Source organism: Ochrobactrum chromiisoli, assembly GCF_026241335.1.
Classification (GTDB): Bacteria; Pseudomonadota; Alphaproteobacteria; order Rhizobiales; family Rhizobiaceae; genus Brucella; species Brucella chromiisoli.
The window spans coordinates 59583-78260 of record NZ_JAPHAV010000012.1 but is presented as its reverse complement, the minus strand read 5'-3'; the positions used below and the strand labels follow the sequence as shown (position 1 = coordinate 78260).

Here is an 18678-nt window from a genome sequence, read left to right as displayed (position 1 = left end):
AACAATGGTTCCTAAAAAAGGCACAGATGTTCTGAAGCAAGCGCGGCGTATTTTTCTAGAAGAGATGTCAATCGCGTTAAAATCGGAACTTGGCGATAGTCGCAAAGCGGCTAAAGAAATCACGAAATGGACAGGGGCAAGTGATCGGACTGCCAAATATTGGCTGTCGGGCACGCGCGCGCCAAGCGGATGGCAATTGGTCGTGCTGGCCGAACATTCTGACGCTGTTTTTCACGCTGTTTTGCGTTTAAGTCGGCGAAATGCGTTTCAAGTGTCTGTCGAACTCAATACAGTAAAGGCCGCACTAAAAAGAGCAACCAACCTCATCGACCGATTGTCTGCTCCTTGAGAATTTTTTGTGCTCGATCGAGAACGTGTCTACGATTAGAAGCGTGTGCACATTGATTGTCTAATAAGGAGTGCTCAATCGAGTCTGTTCCTTCTCACGCATCAAAGGCCGACAAAGAGGGTTCCCATTCAAGTCCTTTAATCACATCGCAATCGGGGATTCCAGTTAACGGTGCTAAACGGAGCAACGGCATTCTGACTGAAAATTACAGAAGGCGTCATTGATTTACGCCGTCGATCATGATCTGTGAGGTCGTCTGATGTTCAGTAGTGAATAATCGCTGGTTTGATTCCAAAAATTCTAGAAACTATGAGATCTTGATTAAATGGCGATAGAAATCATTAAGGTTGCGGTTGAACCTGCACGAGGATTTTATTTCTTGCTCATCAAAGACGGTGTCTGGATCGAACGTGGTTTCCCCTCAATTCAGTCAATCAAAGAATATGCAAGCCAGAACCCGAGGGTTTTGAACTGGCGTGATGTTCCAGACTCTTCCTTTGAGACAGAAGTGATCAAGAAACAAAAGCTAGAAGATGGAAGCCTCGAGCTTTTATCCGTTTTAGACGGCGCTGGATTGGGTCGATACTTCTTCGTTATTGGGCTAAGCGGGTATGTATACCCATCTATTTTTTACGAAGAGCAGCCTGCTGTTGATTTTCTATCGGAGAAATTTCGTGATCTAACAAGACCTTGAATGGCTTTATATTTTTCCATTCGACATTATGAGGGTGGTCGTGCTTATAGAGGCTGCCAGCACCCTTTTCATGCTCTTCATCTATTGCGGAAATTACACGAAGCAGTAGTTGCGCAAAATTTTTGATCAGGGTTGGATCGCCGTCTTCCAGTATTGCCGTTGAGTTGTATTTAAGATGAATTCGCATTGTTGAATATGCACCACGATCTTCACAGTTTAACATGGCTCCGAATAATATTTTTGGGCGGTCGCGTTTCATTATATAATGATCCAATAGTTAATTTTCATATATTCGTATTTCTACGTTGCCGGCGCAAGTTAAGACAGCAATTTTAATTTAATAAGATTCTTGATATACGATCGACTTTCAGCGCCGGTTGGACAACTATCGTAGTTGTAGTGAGCTGGGACTATGAGAATCTTCGGTTACTACGATTATATAATCGTTCACTAATCATGTCGCGGGAGCCCTGTGTGACGATAACGACACTCGTTCACTTGTGGTTGGGAAAAATATGGCTTTTAAGAACGCTGTTTGTCGTCTTCCATACATTTAAGCGATCACACAGAAGGATCCGCAAGCCAGGAGCGTTAATTCAAATTTTTCTGGTCAGAATCTGATTTTCTCGTTATTGGTGCAGACAGGGAAAACATGGCGGGGAGGCCATTATGATAAGGGAAATTTCGCCCTTTTTAACTAGGTATGCGAAAGTTCGGACAGCTTCCGAGACTATTCCTGGCCACTATTCGGGTGAGCTGAAAATGTGGGCAGTGAATACCTCAATTGGTGACATGCCGATTATTGAGGCCAAAACGGACCTGCTTGAAATTACAACAAAAACAAGAGTTAATCTCGAGGCAGACGATGAGTTGCCGTCTCCTCTTTTGGAGCTGTCAACAAAAACAGAAGCGAACATCGAATCTGATGATGACGACTGCCGCGCTGTTGGGCTTCTGGAACTGACGACAAAAACAGCCGCTCAACTTGAGAGTGATGACGAAGACAGCGGCGGCGTCCGGTTTATTTAGAATTGTAGTATGACCGTAATTCTCATCACGAATAAACGCGACATTACCTCTGATTTTATCGTTCGCGAGTTAAAGAAACGGGGTCGCAAATTCGTCCGGTTAAACACGGAAGATCTATCCAGGTCAGAGTTTGTTTTCAAACCTCTGGTCGGCGAATTCTTGCTGAAAATTGCCGAAACTACGATCCGTGCAGAGGACGTCAAAGCAGCTTATTTTCGTCGTCCTGGGATTCCCGAAGTGGATGGGAATGTTACGGATAGCGCAAAACGGCACTACGCATCGGTAGAGTGGAATAGTCTACTTAAGTCTTTGTATCTGTTTATTGGCGATCGATGGTTCAGCCATCCCCAAGAAATAGCCATAGCAGAAGATAAGCCTTTGCAGTTAACACTCGCAAAGCGGCTCGGTTTCAAGATTCCCGAGACGGTTATTACAAACAATTTCGAAGAGGCGAGAGCTTTTGTCCGGTCCGGGCCGACCGTCGGAAAGCCACTTAAGCAAGCGCTTCTGGATGACGAAAATACCGGAAAGGTGATTTTTACTACGGAGATCGTTTCACTGGACGATGCCGCTCGAGAGAGCATTGCCGTTTCTCCTATAATTTTTCAACGGTTGATCGCAAAAAGAACTGACGTCCGAGTAACCGTGGTCGTGGACAAGGTATTCGCTGTAGCGATTCATTCGCAAGCTCGTGAAGAAAGCTACATAGATTGGCGGGCGGGTTCCAATCCCGATCTTCGTCATGAGATTGTTTCTCTGCCTCAACATATCGAAGCTCGATGCGTGAGCTTGGTCAAAGCTCTAAATTTGAAGTTTGGTGCGATTGACTTGGTTCTCGATCCGAACGGAAACTACTGGTTCCTTGAATGCAACCCGAACGGCCAATGGGCTTGGATCGAAAATCGTACGGGATTGCCAATTGCAAGCGCCATCGTCGATGAGTTGGCACGATGAAAGTATTCAAGCGCATCAGAGAACTTATATGGCCAATGCCCGGCGTTTTTTCACTAGTCCAATTGGAGGAGATGAAGCAACGCAGAATTATCGATTGTAATGCTATCCGTTCAGCGAACTTTGGTAAAAAACCGGAAGTTTTTCTAGAACAAGCGCGACAGCTTTATGCGATGGAAACAGAACGTAGACGTGGAGCAGACACAAAAGCTTCAATCTATATGGCTGTGATCGCTGCAATCGTGCCTATGGCCGCGTCTTTGATCACTTCTTTTTTCGATAAACCGATCAGCGACAAGTTTAGTTTATATCAACTGATCCTTGTTGCGGAGTGTCTTATTGCGGTCATATATCTATTAGGTGCAGCATACTGGTCATTCAAGGCGCTTCAGGTTTCGACGCATTCTAGGGTAGATACACCTGAACTGGTAAAGGCCGCGAAGAGTTCTATGCCGCCGGATGTTGCTTTAGCCAAGGAGTTATTATTGGCAACTCGGTTAAACCGAGACAGCGTAAACAAAAAGACGACAGATATTATTATGGCGCAGAGTTATATGCTGCGAACTTTTATGTCATTCATATTGTTAATTCTTACTATGGTCGTCTATCAACCTTTCATATGGTTGACAGAATTTGGTAAGTCAATCGTGGAGTTGTGCTACACTTGATGGGCAGTTCCGATAAATCTGAATTCTCAGCGAGTCATTATTTGTTAAGCCGTATTAATGGTTGGATTTCATACTACCGGAGCTTAATACAAAATTTTGATCTGTATGAAAGGCACACCCGGTCCAGGTCCTAGAAGGATTCTTCCGTGGCGTAGCCAAGCGAATATGCTACGAATGCCAAACGCTTTAGTGGTCTATGTATTCGATGGATATGCGCAAAAGAAGATGACGCCAGATGCACGTAGATTTTATGACATTTTGGATTGCTGGCACAAAACCGAGTTTTTTATTCCGTTCGCGTTAAGCAGTGTCACTGAAAATTTAGGGACCAATCAGGCCGCATTTTATGTTTCTCGGAATGAGCTAGTTGCTCCGACCGATCTCCCGGTGCCCGAGAATACCGTGTTTTCAGGGGGAGATCTTTATCTTGGCGCTTTCGATAAAGACGATGTCCAGAAAATAGTTGCTCGTCTCGGCGGAGAAACCGAGTTTGAAGCATTGGATCGGCAGGAACGGGAGGATGAAAGCTGGTCCGAGACGGATAGCCCTGTTGCGGCAAATACGTGTTTTGCTCGTATCAAATTGGGCTCTGCGGGTGAGTTGCAGCTTCAGTCGCTGGAGATTTCTACGCTTCCATGGGCAATTGGCCACGCTTTAAATGGCAATCTGGCAGACCTGACCTCGCAAGCTTTTGAAAACGGCAAAGTCAGGCTCGCCGAACAACTTTTCAATTTTGAGATGCGCAGACGTGCTGATTTTGGCGTGAAGAATGCCGATGAACCGGTTCCACTTCGCGGATCCGATATAGAACCATTATTGAATGTTTTCTGCGAATGGGCCAATTACTGGCCCTCCAGAGAACTTCCGCTGGCTCTTGTACGTATAAGATTTAAAGGCATCAAAGCGACTGAAACGACAAGTACGGGGCCAAGCGAAACTCTCGCTGACTGCACAACCGGTAACGATGAAGTCAGTCTTCCCGGCCTCGACAACGATCAATCGCCAGAGGACGATTATGATGGTGACAGTCTCGTTCCGGAAATCGGAATCCTGAACAGTTTTTATCTCACTGATCTTGAGCTTGCGATGAAGCGAGCTGAAGAAGGGGAACTTCCAAACACGTTGCGAGAATATCTGACGCCCAAGGCACATGAAGCCCTGGTTCATGTTGATACGGATAGAGGAAGGTCGCAGATCATACAAATGCTACAGCCGGACCAGGTGAATCTGGGACGGTGGCCGACAGATCCTTCCCATTCCATGAGTTTGATGCAGCAATTTTCGATCAATGCTGCTTTTAAGCGATTAGAAAACGGCGGTGTTTTTTCTGTCAATGGCCCTCCAGGAACAGGGAAGACCACTCTCTTACGGGACGTGATTGCTGAAAATATAGTTCGGCGGGCGCGTGTATTGGCGAGTCTCAAACGCCCTGAGGAAGCCTTTGTATCGCGCACTCAAATCACCATCGGTGACGAGAACTACGATGTGGGCAATCTTCATCCTGATCTGACAGGCTACGAGATGGTCGTAGCGTCTTCGAACAATGCGGCGGTTGAGAATATCTCGAAAGACCTGCCAAAGGCGGAGTCGATTTTCCCGTCAGATGGCGAACCTTTTCGATATTTGCAGCCCGTAGCACATAAGTTGGCGGCTGAATGGACTGATAAACAGGGCAAGACACGTTTCAAAGCGCTTGATGAGAAGGACATGCCCTGGGGGTTCATCGCATGTGCTCTCGGAAAATCAAAAAACCGTATGATATTTCGCGAAAGGGTTTTGGGTAGGGATCTTTCTGATGATGTTCGCCCGACTTGGTCGGGAAAGGATAGACCACGCACATTGTGGCAATGGCGCAGACTACAAGAAGAAGCGGATGGGCGTAAGAACTTCACCGAAGCGCAATCGGCATTTTTGACAATTGAACAACAGGTCCTGCGGCGACAACAGGAACTACAAGCCTTTGCTCAGTTGCATCAGGACGCAATGGAAGGTCGACTGGAAGTCCGTATCGAAGAAATTTCACGTCTGGCGCTGTCTGCGAAAACGGATTTCTATAAGCAAGAACAGTTCATATCAGAAGTAAGAGCATCGCTATCAGCAAAGGAAGACGAGTTATCTGAGTTGAGAGAAGTTCAGATGCAGATCGACCGTTTGCGTCCGTCATTTCTTGAGGCTTTGTTTCGTCGCGGTCGCAAACGGGAATATGATTCGCTCACTCGGGAGAACGCTGATGCACAGATTAATCTTCGCTACGAGATTGCTCGACTAAAACAGCAGTTATCCGCTGATCTCGAGCCAGAACGGGATGAAGTCCAGCAGACCCTGAACTCGCTTGAAGCAGAGTTGGCATCTGCCAGGTGTGATCTGGAAGCGCGGGACGTTCGTCTGATCGCTTTCCAGCAGCAATATCCAGGTGTGATTGATCTGAATGAGCCGGGCGATATAGATAAGCCGGATATCCAGCGTCGCGGACTTTGGCACGATAAAACATTCAACAGCCTCCGTTCGGATTTATTTAGGGCCGCAATGAAGTTGCACGAAGCATGGCTGGCAGTGGTTTCCCGGTCCAAGCGTCTCCGATATCATGAGACGATGCGGGCAATTGCTGCTTTGCTGGACGGCAAGCAGTTGGAAGATGCCAGTCACTATCGTGCGCTTTGGCAGAATTTCTTCATGATCGTTCCAGTGGTTTCGACCACTTTTGCGTCGTTTGCACGACAGTTTCGCGGACTGGGCGAGGAGAGTCTCGGCTGGGTTCTGATCGATGAAGCAGGGCAGGCTGTTCCTCAAGCAGCAGTTGGCGCAATGTTCCGTGCAAAACGTGCGCTTGTTATCGGCGATCCATTGCAGATTGAACCGGTTCTAACTCTTGCTAAACCGCTCATTAAGGGTCTGTGCGATTTGTCAGTACATACGCGTGATGGCTTCTATTCTCCGGCGAGTACTTCGGTGCAAGTGCTTTCAGACACGGCAAACATTTTTGGCGAGCTTCTAAAATCAGACGAGAAGGATATCTGGGTTGGTAGCCCATTGCGCGTGCATCGGCGCTGTCTCGATCCGATGTTCTCCATCGCGAACAAAATCGCATATAATGGCAAGATGGTTCATGGTCTGCCTAACCCGCATCCCGGGCAGGAAAAGGCTCCAATTCTGACGCCGAATTGCTGGATCGATTTAGGCGGAAAGGTTTCGGGCAAACAGACGGTTCCTGAACAGGTTCGATTTGCATCTGCGATAGTCGTTAACTGCTATAAACAAGCGGGCAAGTTGCCTGATCTCTATCTGATTTCGCCATTTAAGGAAGTCAAAGCGGCACTCAACCACGAACTCGCAAACCCGGCAACATGGGGGCATATGGGAATTAGCAGGCCTGCGAAAATAGAGGATTGGCTGAAGTCGCGTATCGGAACTGTCCATACTTTTCAAGGGAAGGAAGAAGATACGGTAGTAATGGTGTTAGGCGTGGATGCTGATCACATTGGCGCAGCACGATGGGCTGCTTCTAAGCCAAATATCCTCAATGTTGCAATCACCCGATCAAAGCGCCGCTTCTATATCATTGGTGATAAACAGCTATGGGGCGAGTTGCGATATTTCAAAGACGCGTCTGCCGGATTACCATCGGTTTCAACTTCAGAGTTTTGGAATCAAGGCAGAGGTGCCGGGTAATCAGCTCTATTTTTGCCATTAGCATTTGTGGTTTTTGGATTTCAGCGCTGGGCAATCGCGATCACTATAGTTGCACGATGATGACATGCAGTTGGGCTTTGTGGCCGGAGATGTTCTAATGAGTAATGGATGAGAAATGGCGAGGCCCTTTCAAGAGCTTATTTGTAACAACGACATAGCTCGCTTTTTACTTTCTCAGTGTATAGTGGAAAGGGGCCCGGTAGCTACTTTCTTCTACAATTGGCAATCGTTGATTGGTGGTGTTCTAGCATTAGTGGCGGGTTTAATTGGTGGTGGGCTGCTTTGGATACAAATTAACGATCAACGGAAGCATGCTCAGCGTCGAATTCAGCAGCAAACCAAAGTTGCTCTAATACCAGTTCCACATGCCCTTGTTGCTATCCAATACTACCTCAGTGAATGCTATACGAGCTGGCTTCAGCAGCAACCGGACAAACGACCTGAGCCGCCCACAGATGCATTGACGGTAATCATGAATGCAGCGCCCTACCTGGATAAACAAACGTTTGAGAGCTTTCAGCAATTAATAATTAAATCACAGGTGTTCGAATCCAGACTTGGTAAGAGGGGTGAAAAACGTCGCCACAATATTCTGGATACCATGATCATGGACTTGGCAGAATACTCTTACTTGACCACAAGATTAATCAATCTCGGTCGGATAACAGAAGGTGTAACTTGCGTACCGTACATAAGTGCATCTCGTTCAGATTTAGAGCAAGTCTTGAAGCGGGACTTTGGTCTTTTCGGTCTTTTAACTTCTGATCCAACATCGGAGCGTCTTGCCCGAGCTTTTCGTCGTCGGTTCGGGAATGATGATGGTTGGCCAGGAACTGACTGAATGACGCAGTGGTGGTGGTCCGTCTGGAGACGTCAGACAACATTTTTCGTCCACGGATGAATTGGCCTTGACCTGATTGCATCCGAGCGAAATCCAAACGGTTATCATAGTCATGGTAGCGCGTCAGAGTATAGAGCCGGGGACGCCTCGTAACCACTTCGATAGCCCGTCCTTCAGAACATTGCACGAACGTGGAGACCATGAAATCATGTCATTTTCTGAACAACAGTTTGTCGAACAGATAAAGAGAAACGAGACAAACCGTTGGCTTTTGGAAGTTCTTCCCATAATGAAATTGCCTCAGGCTACTCTGACTGCGGGTTGCTTATTTCAAACAGTATGGGTAATCCCCCCGCCAAATAACGGACTTCAAAAGTAGAATTTTCTCGGGCTATATGATCGAGGAGATTTTGATGAAGACGAGCAGATTCAGCGAACCGCAAATCCTTGCCATCCTTCGCCAGGCGGAAGGCGGCGTTCCTGTACCCGAGTTATGCCGGGAACATGGAATGAGCACTGCGTCATTCTACAAATGGCGATCCAAATACGGTGGCATGGATGCCTCGATGATCAGCCAGATGAAGGCTCTGGAGGACGAGAACCGTCGCCTGAAGAAGATGTATGCGGAGATGAGCATGCAGGCGGAACTGCTCAAAGAGGCTCTTGGAAAAAAGTGACGCGGCCATCTCAACGCCGGGAGATGGCCGCGAAAGCAGTGGCGTTGCGAGGGGTGAGCGTTGCGCTTGCCTGCCGCACCTTCGAGGTCAGTGAGACATGTTATCGTTACAGCGCCAGGCTGAACGACGAGAACGAGCAGATTGCCGATCTCCTGATCGGACTGACGCGGGCAAAGAAGACCTGGGGCTTCGGTCTGTGTTTCCTTTATCTGCGCAATGTCCGGGGGCATCACTGGAACCATAAACGCGTTTACCGCATCTATCGTGAGCTTGAATTGAACCTCAGGATCAAGCCGCGCAAGCGGTTGAAGCGGGACAAGCCCGATGCTCTGACCGTGCCAGATGCGCCGAATATGGTCTGGTCCATGGATTTCATGGCCGACCGGCTGGAGGATGGAAGGCAATTCCGGCTGCTGAACGTCCTGGACGACTTCAACCGCGAAGGTTTGGGCATTGAAGTAGACTTCTCGCTGCCTGCTGAACGCGTCATCCGCAGCCTCAACCAGATCATCGAATGGCGCGGCAAACCATTCGCAATTCGTGTTGATAATGGGCCGGAATACGTCAGTGGCAAACTGATGGAGTGGGCTGCCAACCAAGGCATCGCCTTGAGCCATATCCAACCCGGCAAGCCACAACAGAATGCGTATGTCGAGCGCTACAATCGCACCGTTCGGAATGAGTGGCTCGACCAATACATCATCGAAAGCATTGAGGAGGCGCAGGAATTTGCCACGCAGTGGCTATGGACCTACAACAACGAACGTCCCAATATGGGCATCGGCGGCGTAACGCCCGCACAGAAACTGAAAATGGCCGCGTGAATTCTACTGACGAGCCCCGTTAAAAACGGGGGGATTACCTATGGAACCTCATTAGTGGCAATGAACCAAATTGGGCCATCAAAGATTATGATCTTTTCTACTTTGATGCCGACGATCTCTCGTGGGAAGCAGAAGACGCTCAGATTCAAAAAGCTAGAGAATTGCTGGGCGATCTTGCAGATAAAGTTGAAATCAGGAACCAAGCTCGTGTTCATCTCTGGTATCAGCAGAAATTCGGTTCCCCTTGTCCGCCACTCACGCGAGTTGAAGACGGGATTGATCGCTACCTGATCGCCTGCACTCGGTTTGGGATCGGCATTGAGAGTGGTGGAGTCTATGCTCCGGATGGGTTCGACGACATGCGCACTGGCACTCTGCGCATTAATCCCAATAACCTTCAAATGGATCAATTTCTCAGCAAATGTGCAGACTACCAGGCTAGATGGCCATGGCTTTCAATCACCCTTTAAGCGTTCGTTTTTGCCGAAGGTTGGGTCTTCATAATGCGGCTATATCGTCGAGCCAACATTTTCGTCTGTAGTTGCTTTCTATCCCTTCAAAGGGAACTAACACGTTGTAACTGTTAAGAATTGTCTGGTGGCTGCCAATCAACATTGTAAATACCACGCGCTGCGAGAACGCGCTCGGTTGCCTGGACTGGGCGCATACTGGCCAGTTCCCATGCCAACCATCCTTCTTCAAAATAAGAAGCACAAGCCGCTCCCATATCTGAAGGCGTAAACGGACGAACAGCTTTCACCTTAACAATTGCAACAGGAATGCCGTCGTAATCTTCATCATGTTCCTGACGAAGAAAGCGCCCGTTCTCGACGATCAGCAAATCTTCGAATGGCGTTAAATTCGGACTCCAGCGGCGAACTTCGAGTGTTTTCTCACCTGATGCAATACGCTGTCCGCTAGGGCGGACAATAGACAGGGCTTTTATCGCTTCCTCCTTTGGCGCATGGTCAGTCTTTTCAAGGCGCTGTTAACGTAATGAATTGCGCACGATCTTCTAGAGTGAATCGGATTTCCTTTGACTATCATGCGAGCATAGGGGGAAATAATTCCTGAGTTCAAGCCGGGTGCAAAGCCTGATCCCGAGCTACGGCGTCAACTGATCATATATTTTTCGGACATAGCGCGCGTCATATCTCGTGAGGGCTTATTTTCCCTTTCTCCGCTTCCCGGCTTTTATGCCAATCGGATAATTTCCTGCGAATGACGGGCAGGAGCTCCGCATCCTCGGCCTTATGATAGGACCCGCGCGGCTTTGATCTGCCTTTCAACCGCTCGATGAGGTTGGAACGGGAGACGCCCAAAGTTTCGGCGACAGCCTTCATCGGGAACCGTCCTTCGGCAACAAGATCGGCCGCGATATCCGTTTTTTTGAGTCCGCTTTGGAAAGGGCTTCGCGGAGGATTTCGACCTCCATCGTCTTGCGGCCGAGCATGCGCTCCAGCTCGCGGACGCGATCTTCCAATTTCTTCATTTCCGAATTGCCGACAACCGGCTCGTCTGAATCCACGGCTGCAGCACCTCCCTCGCTCAAGAGCCTGCGCCACCGGTAAAGCAGATTGGGCGCAACGCCATGGCGGCGAGCGGTAGACGATACCGTCTCGCCTGGTTCAAAACTCTGTTCAATGATCGTCAGCTTTTGCTCGGTTGTCCACCGCCTGCGGCGAACATCACCCGTCAGCAATTCAACGTGTCGATACTCGTTAGACATAAGCCTGTCCTCAAGCCTGTGCTTGAGCCTTTCTGCTTATGCCGACTGTCCGGTCGAAATGGGGGGCAGTTCAGAGCGGAATACGAGCCAGTCGGGCCAGAGTGCATCTACGGCCTCACGACGTGCCTTGATCGCCGCGAGATCAGCCAAATCTGTAGAGCCAACATAGCGTGCGTCGGATATTGTGGTTATGACGACGGGGTCGTAGCCAAATTGGTCGGCCGTGATATTAACTATAGTCTTTCCAGAAATAACCCAGGCGTGGCCTTCCCATCGTGTACCGGAGTAGAAGCCACAAGCTGTATCTGGTCCACCGCTACCCCCGGCATACGGCGTTCCGCTCATCCATTCAGCAGGATGTCCCTCGTGTCTCAGCGCATCCCGGAGAAACAAGCTGGTTCTACCACAAGTAAATCGTGACGCGGGATCAGGCACGGTATGACCTCGCGACTGATGCCACTGATTCCAAACCTGTTCGATAAACAATCTCGCAACCGATGCAATATATTGGATTTCATTAAGTCGTTTCACTGCTTCCAATTATGTCCTCCTCACAGGAATAGTCGCAAGTTTTCTTATCATTGAGAATCAAGTCTAAAAGGCAGTAACCGAAATGCGCAAGGTGGCGGCCTGCTTAACGCTCTATGACCGTTCTGCTTTCCTTATCCTGGATGAGGGGAGTTCGACCTTCAATGAGAATACCAGTGTCGGATGGCTTCGCAATTTGGCAGAAAACCGCTTCCGAACGCAGATGTTTACGAACGTCGGCTTTCGCCTTCATTCCAGACATTTGCGTTGCATTTCGATGCCCTTGGAAGCGGTCATACATGCAATGTCTGAGAAGGAGTGGGAAACGGAAGGACAGCTTGCGGGCAGCGAGCGCGCGATAGCGGACGTTCACGTGAACGATGCCGGCGACGGCTAGGCGCGCTCTTATCCTCGTTTGGGGTCATACTCCCCGGCGTAAAGACCGTCGAATGTGCGAAAGAGGCGCGTGTTTACGCGCTCGACCCAGTCCATCGTCCCCTTGATATTATCATCGTAGGCATCGATCCGCTCCAGCCACATCCGAAACGGACGGATCGTGAAATTTAGGACTGGGGCCATGAAGCGGATGTCCGCCGGATGGTAGTCAGTGAATGCCGAAAAGGTACCGTCGTCATTGCGGACCAAGCCCCAGTCCATCGATTCATTCCACGAACCGTGGATCGATTCCGACATCATACCGTAGGTTGAAGCATACAGGTCATTATGTTCGATCTCGGCGAATATTGTCCGAAAATTTTTACCCTGTAGCTTCCACCCATTCTTTTTTTGCGCCGCGAAGTCGTCTTTCGTCAGGCCCTCGAACCGCATTTTTTCGCGTACGGCGGCTAAAAGACGTTTACCCGCTCTCGTATCGAAGAATGGCGATCCGTTTTCCAAATCACGCAAAATACGAAGGCGGTCTTTGTAGGAGCATTTCCGATAGTCGGTGATGGCATCGGGGCCATTGAGCATCAGATAGGTTGCGATGATCGAAGCCTCAATCATAGGCCGTTCGAGAACACCGATGATCTCGGCATTATCGCGCTCGTAGTACTTCACCACTTCCTTGACTAGCTTCGATATGCGCACGAGCAGGCCGAGAATGGGCGCGTCCTCAATCGAGAAGCCAGTCGGGTTCCGATCCGCATTCTTCAACCGCGTCAGCGCGTCGTAAAGGTCGCCGATATCCTGATAAAAAGTGACGGAAAACTCATGCAATCCGGCTATTGAGCTGAAGCAGCGCTCGATATAGGCAGGCTGATATTTAGCTGTGATCTCGACCAACTCTTCCATCGATTGTGGACCTTCTCGCACCCTACTGTGAATCTAATAATAGGTTCCAGCGAGGCATTGCAACGATTTAAACGAAGAGAAAGGGGTCGCTCCTGCCACGTCAACGATTCATCATGCAAAGGCTCGACTTGGTGGAAAGCGGTTTTTCCGCTCTGAGGAAGCCGAAAGCGATAGCTGCCTTTGATACCATTCAGATTCCTTGGTACCAAGTCTTAGAACATCCATCTAACCGAGCAATCACTTTTTGACGGATCATTCTATGGCTAAACCCTTTGAAGCCCGCCCCCGTATCAAAGTTTTTCGAGAAAGTCTTATCAAGTCGATCCCGTGCTTCCCTAATGACAAGGCCACGCGCACTACACTTTGGGGGAAGCACCTGACTGATCTGCTAATTACCTTTATCGCTTGGCGGCTGCGGCATGTCAGACAGGCGCGGCGAACGGTCAGCGGACGCGAAAGGCTTGCAAGCGATCCGAGGATGTTAGGACTGACAGCAAACCTTGATGCCTTTATCAAGGCGGTTGAGGATGGCGAAGACCTTACACCATACTTGTCACTTGGAGCGATCAAGGAAGGATACACACCCACTGCCGAGAGCAGAGGCCCGGAAGAAAGCTGGGCGGACAAGGATTTTCTGCTCAACGTCATGGGACTTCACCATTTCCATCTCGGGCTGACGAGGGAAGCCAAAGGCCATGCAGCCAGAACGAATGAAGTTCTGTTCGCGTCGGTCACGCGTGACACATTTGAGATCATAGGGCTGTTCGATCACGACGCTTTCGAAAGGAAAGACGATGGCACTATGACGTCGGAAAGGATGCGTCTCTGGTCAATCTACGACGCTCGGCAAGCGGCGAACACGTTATCGGGTCAGTTGTCCGTCGGCGGCTTTAATAATTTGGGAATAACCATGTCGAGCCACCCCGTGGCCGTTGTTCGAGCGGCACAGGCACATGCCAGGATACTCCGTAAGGTCGATCCCATGCTCGATGATCCGGAATACGTTCGCAGCCTCTATCCTGCGGACAACGTCCCTAAGAAACCGAAACGCCGGTGGTACTACAACAACCTTGACCTTGGCCTCTACGATGAAAAGGCAAGCTTTTTTGGGATCCTTTGCAAAGGTCCGAACTAGTCTCAATGGGCCTACCAATTTTATGGGCCGAAAAGGTTCTGCATTGCCGCAGGACTCGCCGTGTCCCCCAAAATGTCTCAGCGCAATTCACTCCTAGCTGCGTCGCAGGATCGCTTTCCTAGCGACCAGCCTCGACCCGTTTACCGAAGACAGCTTTTCGAAGGGAGGGTTGAACAGGCAAGCGCCCATCGAGAGGTCGGTTTCTGCTACCTCGGGCGACATCGAGTTAAAATAGCGGCAATGGCGTGGGGAACCGAAAGGCGGCTATCTCGATATCAGTCCGGTGCGGCTTCAGAACTTTCATGGCCCCTAAACGCCTTTGATTTCACAAATCTGTGTTCTCGTCCGCTCACTTCTGTATCAGATCGATTGCTTGTCCGCCGATGGTCCCTGTGAATGTATCCGGTGACTTCCACCACGTATCGTAAGCCACCGCTCCGGCTTGCACTATACCGACGACAATCAGAACTACGGTCAGCCAGAAAATCCGGTTTTGCGTATTTTGGTTGTCTGTGTGACGCTGTTCTTCGAGGTCGAAGCTTGTAATTGTGTTCAGCGCCTGCGGCCTCAGCTTGTAACCATGATGCTGCGTCTCTTCGAGATCTTGCGCCTCTTTCATCGAGCCAAGAAGGAGCGTGTAGTAGGTCATCAGTTCTTCTTTATCAGACCGATGGACCCATCGAACTGTATAGAAGTGGGTCAGTAAGCTGGTGGGATGCGTCTGGAAGGCTCGATCCTTGACCGTCTCTGCAAGGATGTAGCGCAACACCTTCATTCGATCCTGACGAGGCAACTCGCGCTTATTGAAACGTGACTGCATGTATCGGTCGTATGTTACCTGTATCCAGGGCCGACAGGTCCAACGGTAGAGGAGGAACTTCGGGAGGCCGATAGTGTAAAAGGTCCAGCCTCGATAGTAGTGCTGGATCCATGGTTGAAATTCGGCCAGTTCGCTAATCTCGAGGGATCGTTTCTCAGTGAAATTTTGGCCATCGAGCGACCACTTCCCGTGCACCTGATCACCCACGAGGTCGTATACGAGGAATCTTGCCACGCCCGCGCTGTCGAGCAGGTAGAGCAGATAAATGTCGTTCTCTCGAGCCTCGTCACCAGAGGTGGGTATTTTCGGCCCGCCTCGTTTCACTAACGCCATTTGAATGACGCGACGCATAGCAAATTGCCGTAACCCTGCACTTATACCCATCCCGCCTCCGATCAATATCTTCGACGGATATAAACCATAAATCGGTTGCCTTCATTTATTCTTTTCGGCTCTCTCGAAAACGGCGGTGTAAGGAACGGCTCCTTTTATGGCGCGATGCCGATATCGTCGACGCTGACCCGAATGTCCGCTTTCGGCTAAACTGAAACGGCGTCGTTTCGACCGTTATGAGTGTCGGAAATGATCATAGATAACGGTTTAGTCCCATGACTGCTATTGCATACGCGATCACCGACACCGGCCCGACCGCTTCGGGGCCTCAATTCTGACATCGACAACGAAGTCATGTTATTGTGAAATGCGTAGTATCCGCGCAATCAAGAGGGAGTTCGCATGCGTACCGATTGGAACCAGATCAGAAGCATGATGAATGCGGCGATTGAAGCTTGCGAGCGTATTGAAGCGACGGGTTATCCATCACTCGACAAAGACGCTACGGTTGATATCAACGGACAAAAAGTCAGTCTTCAAGATTTCCTGACGAGCGCGTGCGCTTATCCGGAAAATATTCGCTATCAAATAATAAATGCGCGCCATGACGCCGGGGATGACTTGCATTACGTGCCGGAGACCGCTCGCATTGTCGTTGCCATGGCTCAAGCGAGTGCTGAACTGATTGGCGCGGAGGCTTCGAATCCTGCAAGTGAAAATATTCGAAACATGATCTCGTGGTTTGATGTGCACCTGCCCGAGGGCCTTAAAGTGGCAGTCGCTGGCCAACGCGATCAGTAATTATCACGCTCCTCGATGTTAACGTTGGCTCAGCGTTAAGCGTCAAATCAGCCGCTGGAATGATAGTTATTCTGCAATGATAATCGGTTCTGCAAAAGTGGGAAATGAAAACGGCTATTCGAAATGCGCATAGCTGGTTTGCGCAATAAAAAAGTGCAAACTGAATAGGAATTAGGCATAACGCATCCAGCTGCGGTTCGCGCCTCCTCCCATTGCGCGACGCAGCTGTTCCCCTCTGGAGGTTTCAAGACCTTCAAAACTTAAAGGGCCACGGTTTTCCGTCGGCCCTCTTTTTTTGCTAGTCCCTATGAGCACCAGATCTATTATCCGGCTTTCAGGTTGGTAACTGAGCCAGCATTTTCCCCACGAACATCAATAGGGTGATTTAAAGATTCCAGAATGGCCTTCTCATCGACCTCTCCGTTTCTTTCCAACTGGTCCACGATGAGCAGAATGGCACTTGTTTTTTCTTCAATGATTTCCGATGCCTTAGAGAAGCAAGATCGAAGAGTCTTATCGACAGCGGCTCGCAGTTGCGGATGTCTCAATAGCAAAGCAGTTCCACACTCTTCGTGGGGTCCCCAAAAAGACAGATTTTCACCCAGTCCGAACGAAACTTCCATTCTGATTGCGATTTCGGTCGCCTTAGAAAGATCTGACCCTGTTGCTCCTCCGCCACCGTCCGAATGAGTTCCAAGAATGACATGTTCAGCCGCCAGGCCTCCTAGATAGCTACAAATCTCTGCTTCGTAATTTTCTCGCAATTTGACAATCTTGGGCTCTGTATCACGCATTCTGACACCGCCCAGACGAGCAGTTCCGCGTTGGACTTCGCGATTGATCATCACCGAAACCGGCATCATGCCGAGGCTATCAGAAAGGGCGTGGGCGACGACGGTATGTCCCGCCTCATGTACAGCAATTCGGTAGATGTCGTCGGGCTGAATGGGCGTAGTAGCTGGCTTTAATCTCAGTAAATCGGACAGCGCCAAAGGCCGCTTTTCCAGTCGCGCGATATGTCGAGCCTGACGCACAAACTTTGCGATATCTGCTCCAGATGCCTCGGTCAAACTTTCCGCCACGTCAGAGATGTCCTCGCCTTCGAGGTCACGACCAAGATGAAATCGAAGAATTCCTTCACGTTCAGCTGGTTCGGGTAGTGTGATCGACACATGATGTTCGATGCGTCCGGCGCGAGTGATTGCAGGATCAATTAACTCTGGCATATTTGTGGCTGCAATAACGAAGACACCTTCTCTGTTGCCGACGCCATCTAATTGTTCGAGCAGTGAATTGATTACTTGCCGCCCATAATTGGCATTATGTCCCGACAGATTAGCTCGATTGCCGAAGCTATCGATCTCGTCTAGAAAAAGAATTGCTGGAGCGTTTTTGCTGGCTTCTTCGAAAGCAGACCGCATAGCTTTCAGCAGATCATCCAGACTGCCTTGCGATTGCCAACGGGCAAGTGAATGCGGGTACAACGGAAGATTACACGTGTTGGCCAGTGCACGTGCAAACATTGTTTTTCCCACACCTGGCGGACCACTAAGAAGAATTCCCCGGTCAATATCTGCCCAAGGTAGCTGACGGGTACGATAAAGGTGAAGATCACTGGCTAAAAGCTTACCCCAGATAGCAGCCGATCCATATCCAACTAGGTTATCCAAATTAATATCTGTTGCTCGGGATTCTTGAGAAATTTTTGTGACGCAAGTGAATTGATGGAGTTTCTTTCTGATCTCCGTCTCAGTCCAATTTTGAGTGATAAATGACGCGATGCGGCACAGGGAAACGGTATGAAGCTCATCGATTTTCGACAACTCAATACGAGCATGGTTGAGATCCCGGGTCACAGCTTCGCACAGCGATACGTCGGTTTTAACTGTAACAACGTAGTCTACTGTTGCCGATACGTGTTCAGGCAATGATAACTCATTATGCGTCAAGAAGACGGTTTGCCTTGCCCACGAAAATTCCTCGGTTGGTCGCTTTAACCGTTTTTGGCGTTGCGCCTGCTTTTCGTCGATAGTGATGATTTTTTGGGAGCGCGGGCCTGCACAGTAGTGTTTGATCTCAGTAAGCGCTCTTTCGTAGAATTCCAGATCTTCTTGGTGATCGATAATGATAGCAAGAGTGCACACTCGCCCTGCTAGAAATTGATGAAGGCCGTGATTTCGAATTTGCCTAGTGATGTGTGCCCGAGCCAGCTCCAAGGCCAAACCGTCTTGTGTTCGTTGAAAATACGTCATTCTGTTTACTCACACTGGGTGGAAGTAGGGGAAGGGGTGGCCGCCAGTAGCGATCCGATATTCG

Annotated in this window: 17 protein-coding genes and 1 pseudogene; 11 read left to right on the top strand and 7 right to left on the bottom strand. The window is 49.4% G+C overall.

Annotated elements, in window-relative coordinates; translation table 11 throughout:
* Positions 1–4 precede the first annotated feature (4 nt).
* Complete coding sequence (locus OPR82_RS17950; protein ID WP_265986262.1) at positions 5–349, top strand: hypothetical protein; 345 nt, start codon at positions 5–7, stop codon at positions 347–349.
* 623 nt (positions 350–972) lie between these two features.
* On the opposite strand, the gene OPR82_RS17945 is transcribed toward OPR82_RS17950, so the two are convergent.
* Entirely contained in the window at positions 973–1302 is a 330-nt protein-coding gene (locus OPR82_RS17945; RefSeq protein ID WP_265986261.1) for a hypothetical protein, read from the bottom strand.
* Between the two features lie 410 nt (positions 1303–1712).
* Between OPR82_RS17945 and OPR82_RS17940 the strand changes: the two genes are divergently transcribed.
* The 7 genes from OPR82_RS17940 to OPR82_RS17910 all read left to right on the top strand — a co-directional run bounded on the left by OPR82_RS17940 (position 1713) and on the right by OPR82_RS17910 (position 10193).
* Entirely contained in the window at positions 1713–2072 is a 360-nt protein-coding gene (locus tag OPR82_RS17940; RefSeq protein WP_113533289.1) for a hypothetical protein, read from the top strand.
* A gap of 9 nt (positions 2073–2081) precedes the next feature.
* A complete protein-coding gene (locus OPR82_RS17935) occupies positions 2082–3026 on the top strand; it encodes a hypothetical protein (RefSeq protein ID WP_265986259.1) in 945 nt (314 codons plus the stop codon).
* Positions 3023–3691 carry a hypothetical protein gene (locus OPR82_RS17930; protein WP_265986258.1) on the top strand — a complete coding sequence of 223 codons (669 nt, stop codon included), beginning with the start codon at positions 3023–3025 and terminating at the stop codon, positions 3689–3691. The genes OPR82_RS17935 and OPR82_RS17930 overlap by 4 nt, the downstream gene beginning before the upstream one ends.
* Positions 3692–3796: 105 nt before the next feature.
* Positions 3797–7360, top strand: coding sequence for a DEAD/DEAH box helicase (locus OPR82_RS17925; RefSeq protein ID WP_113533292.1), 3564 nt, complete (start codon positions 3797–3799; stop codon positions 7358–7360).
* A gap of 136 nt (positions 7361–7496) precedes the next feature.
* A complete protein-coding gene (locus OPR82_RS17920) occupies positions 7497–8222 on the top strand; it encodes a hypothetical protein (RefSeq protein WP_113533293.1) in 726 nt (241 codons plus the stop codon).
* 413 nt (positions 8223–8635) lie between these two features.
* A protein-coding gene (locus OPR82_RS17915) for an IS3 family transposase (protein ID WP_113534991.1) occupies positions 8636–9723 on the top strand; the annotation gives its coding sequence in 2 pieces (ribosomal slippage) (positions 8636–8897 and positions 8897–9723; 1089 coding nt in all).
* Between the two features lie 50 nt (positions 9724–9773).
* Positions 9774–10193: a nucleotidyltransferase family protein gene (locus OPR82_RS17910; RefSeq protein WP_323054565.1), complete on the top strand. Its 420-nt coding sequence runs from the start codon at positions 9774–9776 to the stop codon at positions 10191–10193.
* A gap of 113 nt (positions 10194–10306) precedes the next feature.
* On the opposite strand, the gene OPR82_RS17905 is transcribed toward OPR82_RS17910, so the two are convergent.
* From OPR82_RS17905 to OPR82_RS17895, 3 genes and pseudogenes are all read right to left on the bottom strand, one after another.
* Positions 10307–10654 carry an ASCH domain-containing protein gene (locus OPR82_RS17905; RefSeq protein ID WP_265986313.1) on the bottom strand — a complete coding sequence of 116 codons (348 nt, stop codon included), beginning with the start codon at positions 10652–10654 and terminating at the stop codon, positions 10307–10309.
* Between the two features lie 286 nt (positions 10655–10940).
* Positions 10941–11452 (bottom strand): annotated as a pseudogene (locus OPR82_RS17900) (transposase); the annotation flags it as partial.
* Positions 11453–11488: 36 nt separating this feature from the next.
* Positions 11489–11797, bottom strand: a complete 309-nt coding sequence (locus OPR82_RS17895) for a hypothetical protein (protein ID WP_265986256.1) — start codon at positions 11795–11797, stop codon at positions 11489–11491.
* 268 nt (positions 11798–12065) lie between these two features.
* On the opposite strand from OPR82_RS17895, the gene OPR82_RS17890 reads away from it, so the two are divergent.
* Entirely contained in the window at positions 12066–12377 is a 312-nt protein-coding gene (locus OPR82_RS17890) for a hypothetical protein (protein WP_113533296.1), read from the top strand.
* Positions 12378–12385: 8 nt separating this feature from the next.
* Here OPR82_RS17890 and OPR82_RS17885 read toward each other — a convergent pair whose 3' ends face one another.
* Positions 12386–13273 carry a DUF5677 domain-containing protein gene (locus tag OPR82_RS17885; protein WP_113533297.1) on the bottom strand — a complete coding sequence of 296 codons (888 nt, stop codon included), beginning with the start codon at positions 13271–13273 and terminating at the stop codon, positions 12386–12388.
* Between the two features lie 259 nt (positions 13274–13532).
* Between OPR82_RS17885 and OPR82_RS17880 the strand changes: the two genes are divergently transcribed.
* Positions 13533–14408, top strand: coding sequence for a hypothetical protein (locus OPR82_RS17880; protein WP_113533298.1), 876 nt, complete (start codon positions 13533–13535; stop codon positions 14406–14408).
* A gap of 349 nt (positions 14409–14757) precedes the next feature.
* Here OPR82_RS17880 and OPR82_RS17875 read toward each other — a convergent pair whose 3' ends face one another.
* Positions 14758–15612, bottom strand: coding sequence for a hypothetical protein (locus tag OPR82_RS17875; protein ID WP_113533299.1), 855 nt, complete (start codon positions 15610–15612; stop codon positions 14758–14760).
* A 381-nt stretch (positions 15613–15993) separates the two neighbouring features.
* Between OPR82_RS17875 and OPR82_RS17870 the strand changes: the two genes are divergently transcribed.
* A complete protein-coding gene (locus OPR82_RS17870; protein WP_265986254.1) occupies positions 15994–16362 on the top strand; it encodes a hypothetical protein in 369 nt (122 codons plus the stop codon).
* A 323-nt stretch (positions 16363–16685) separates the two neighbouring features.
* On the opposite strand, the gene OPR82_RS17865 is transcribed toward OPR82_RS17870, so the two are convergent.
* Entirely contained in the window at positions 16686–18614 is a 1929-nt protein-coding gene (locus tag OPR82_RS17865; RefSeq protein WP_113533301.1) for an AAA family ATPase, read from the bottom strand.
* Positions 18615–18678: the final 64 nt, after the last annotated feature.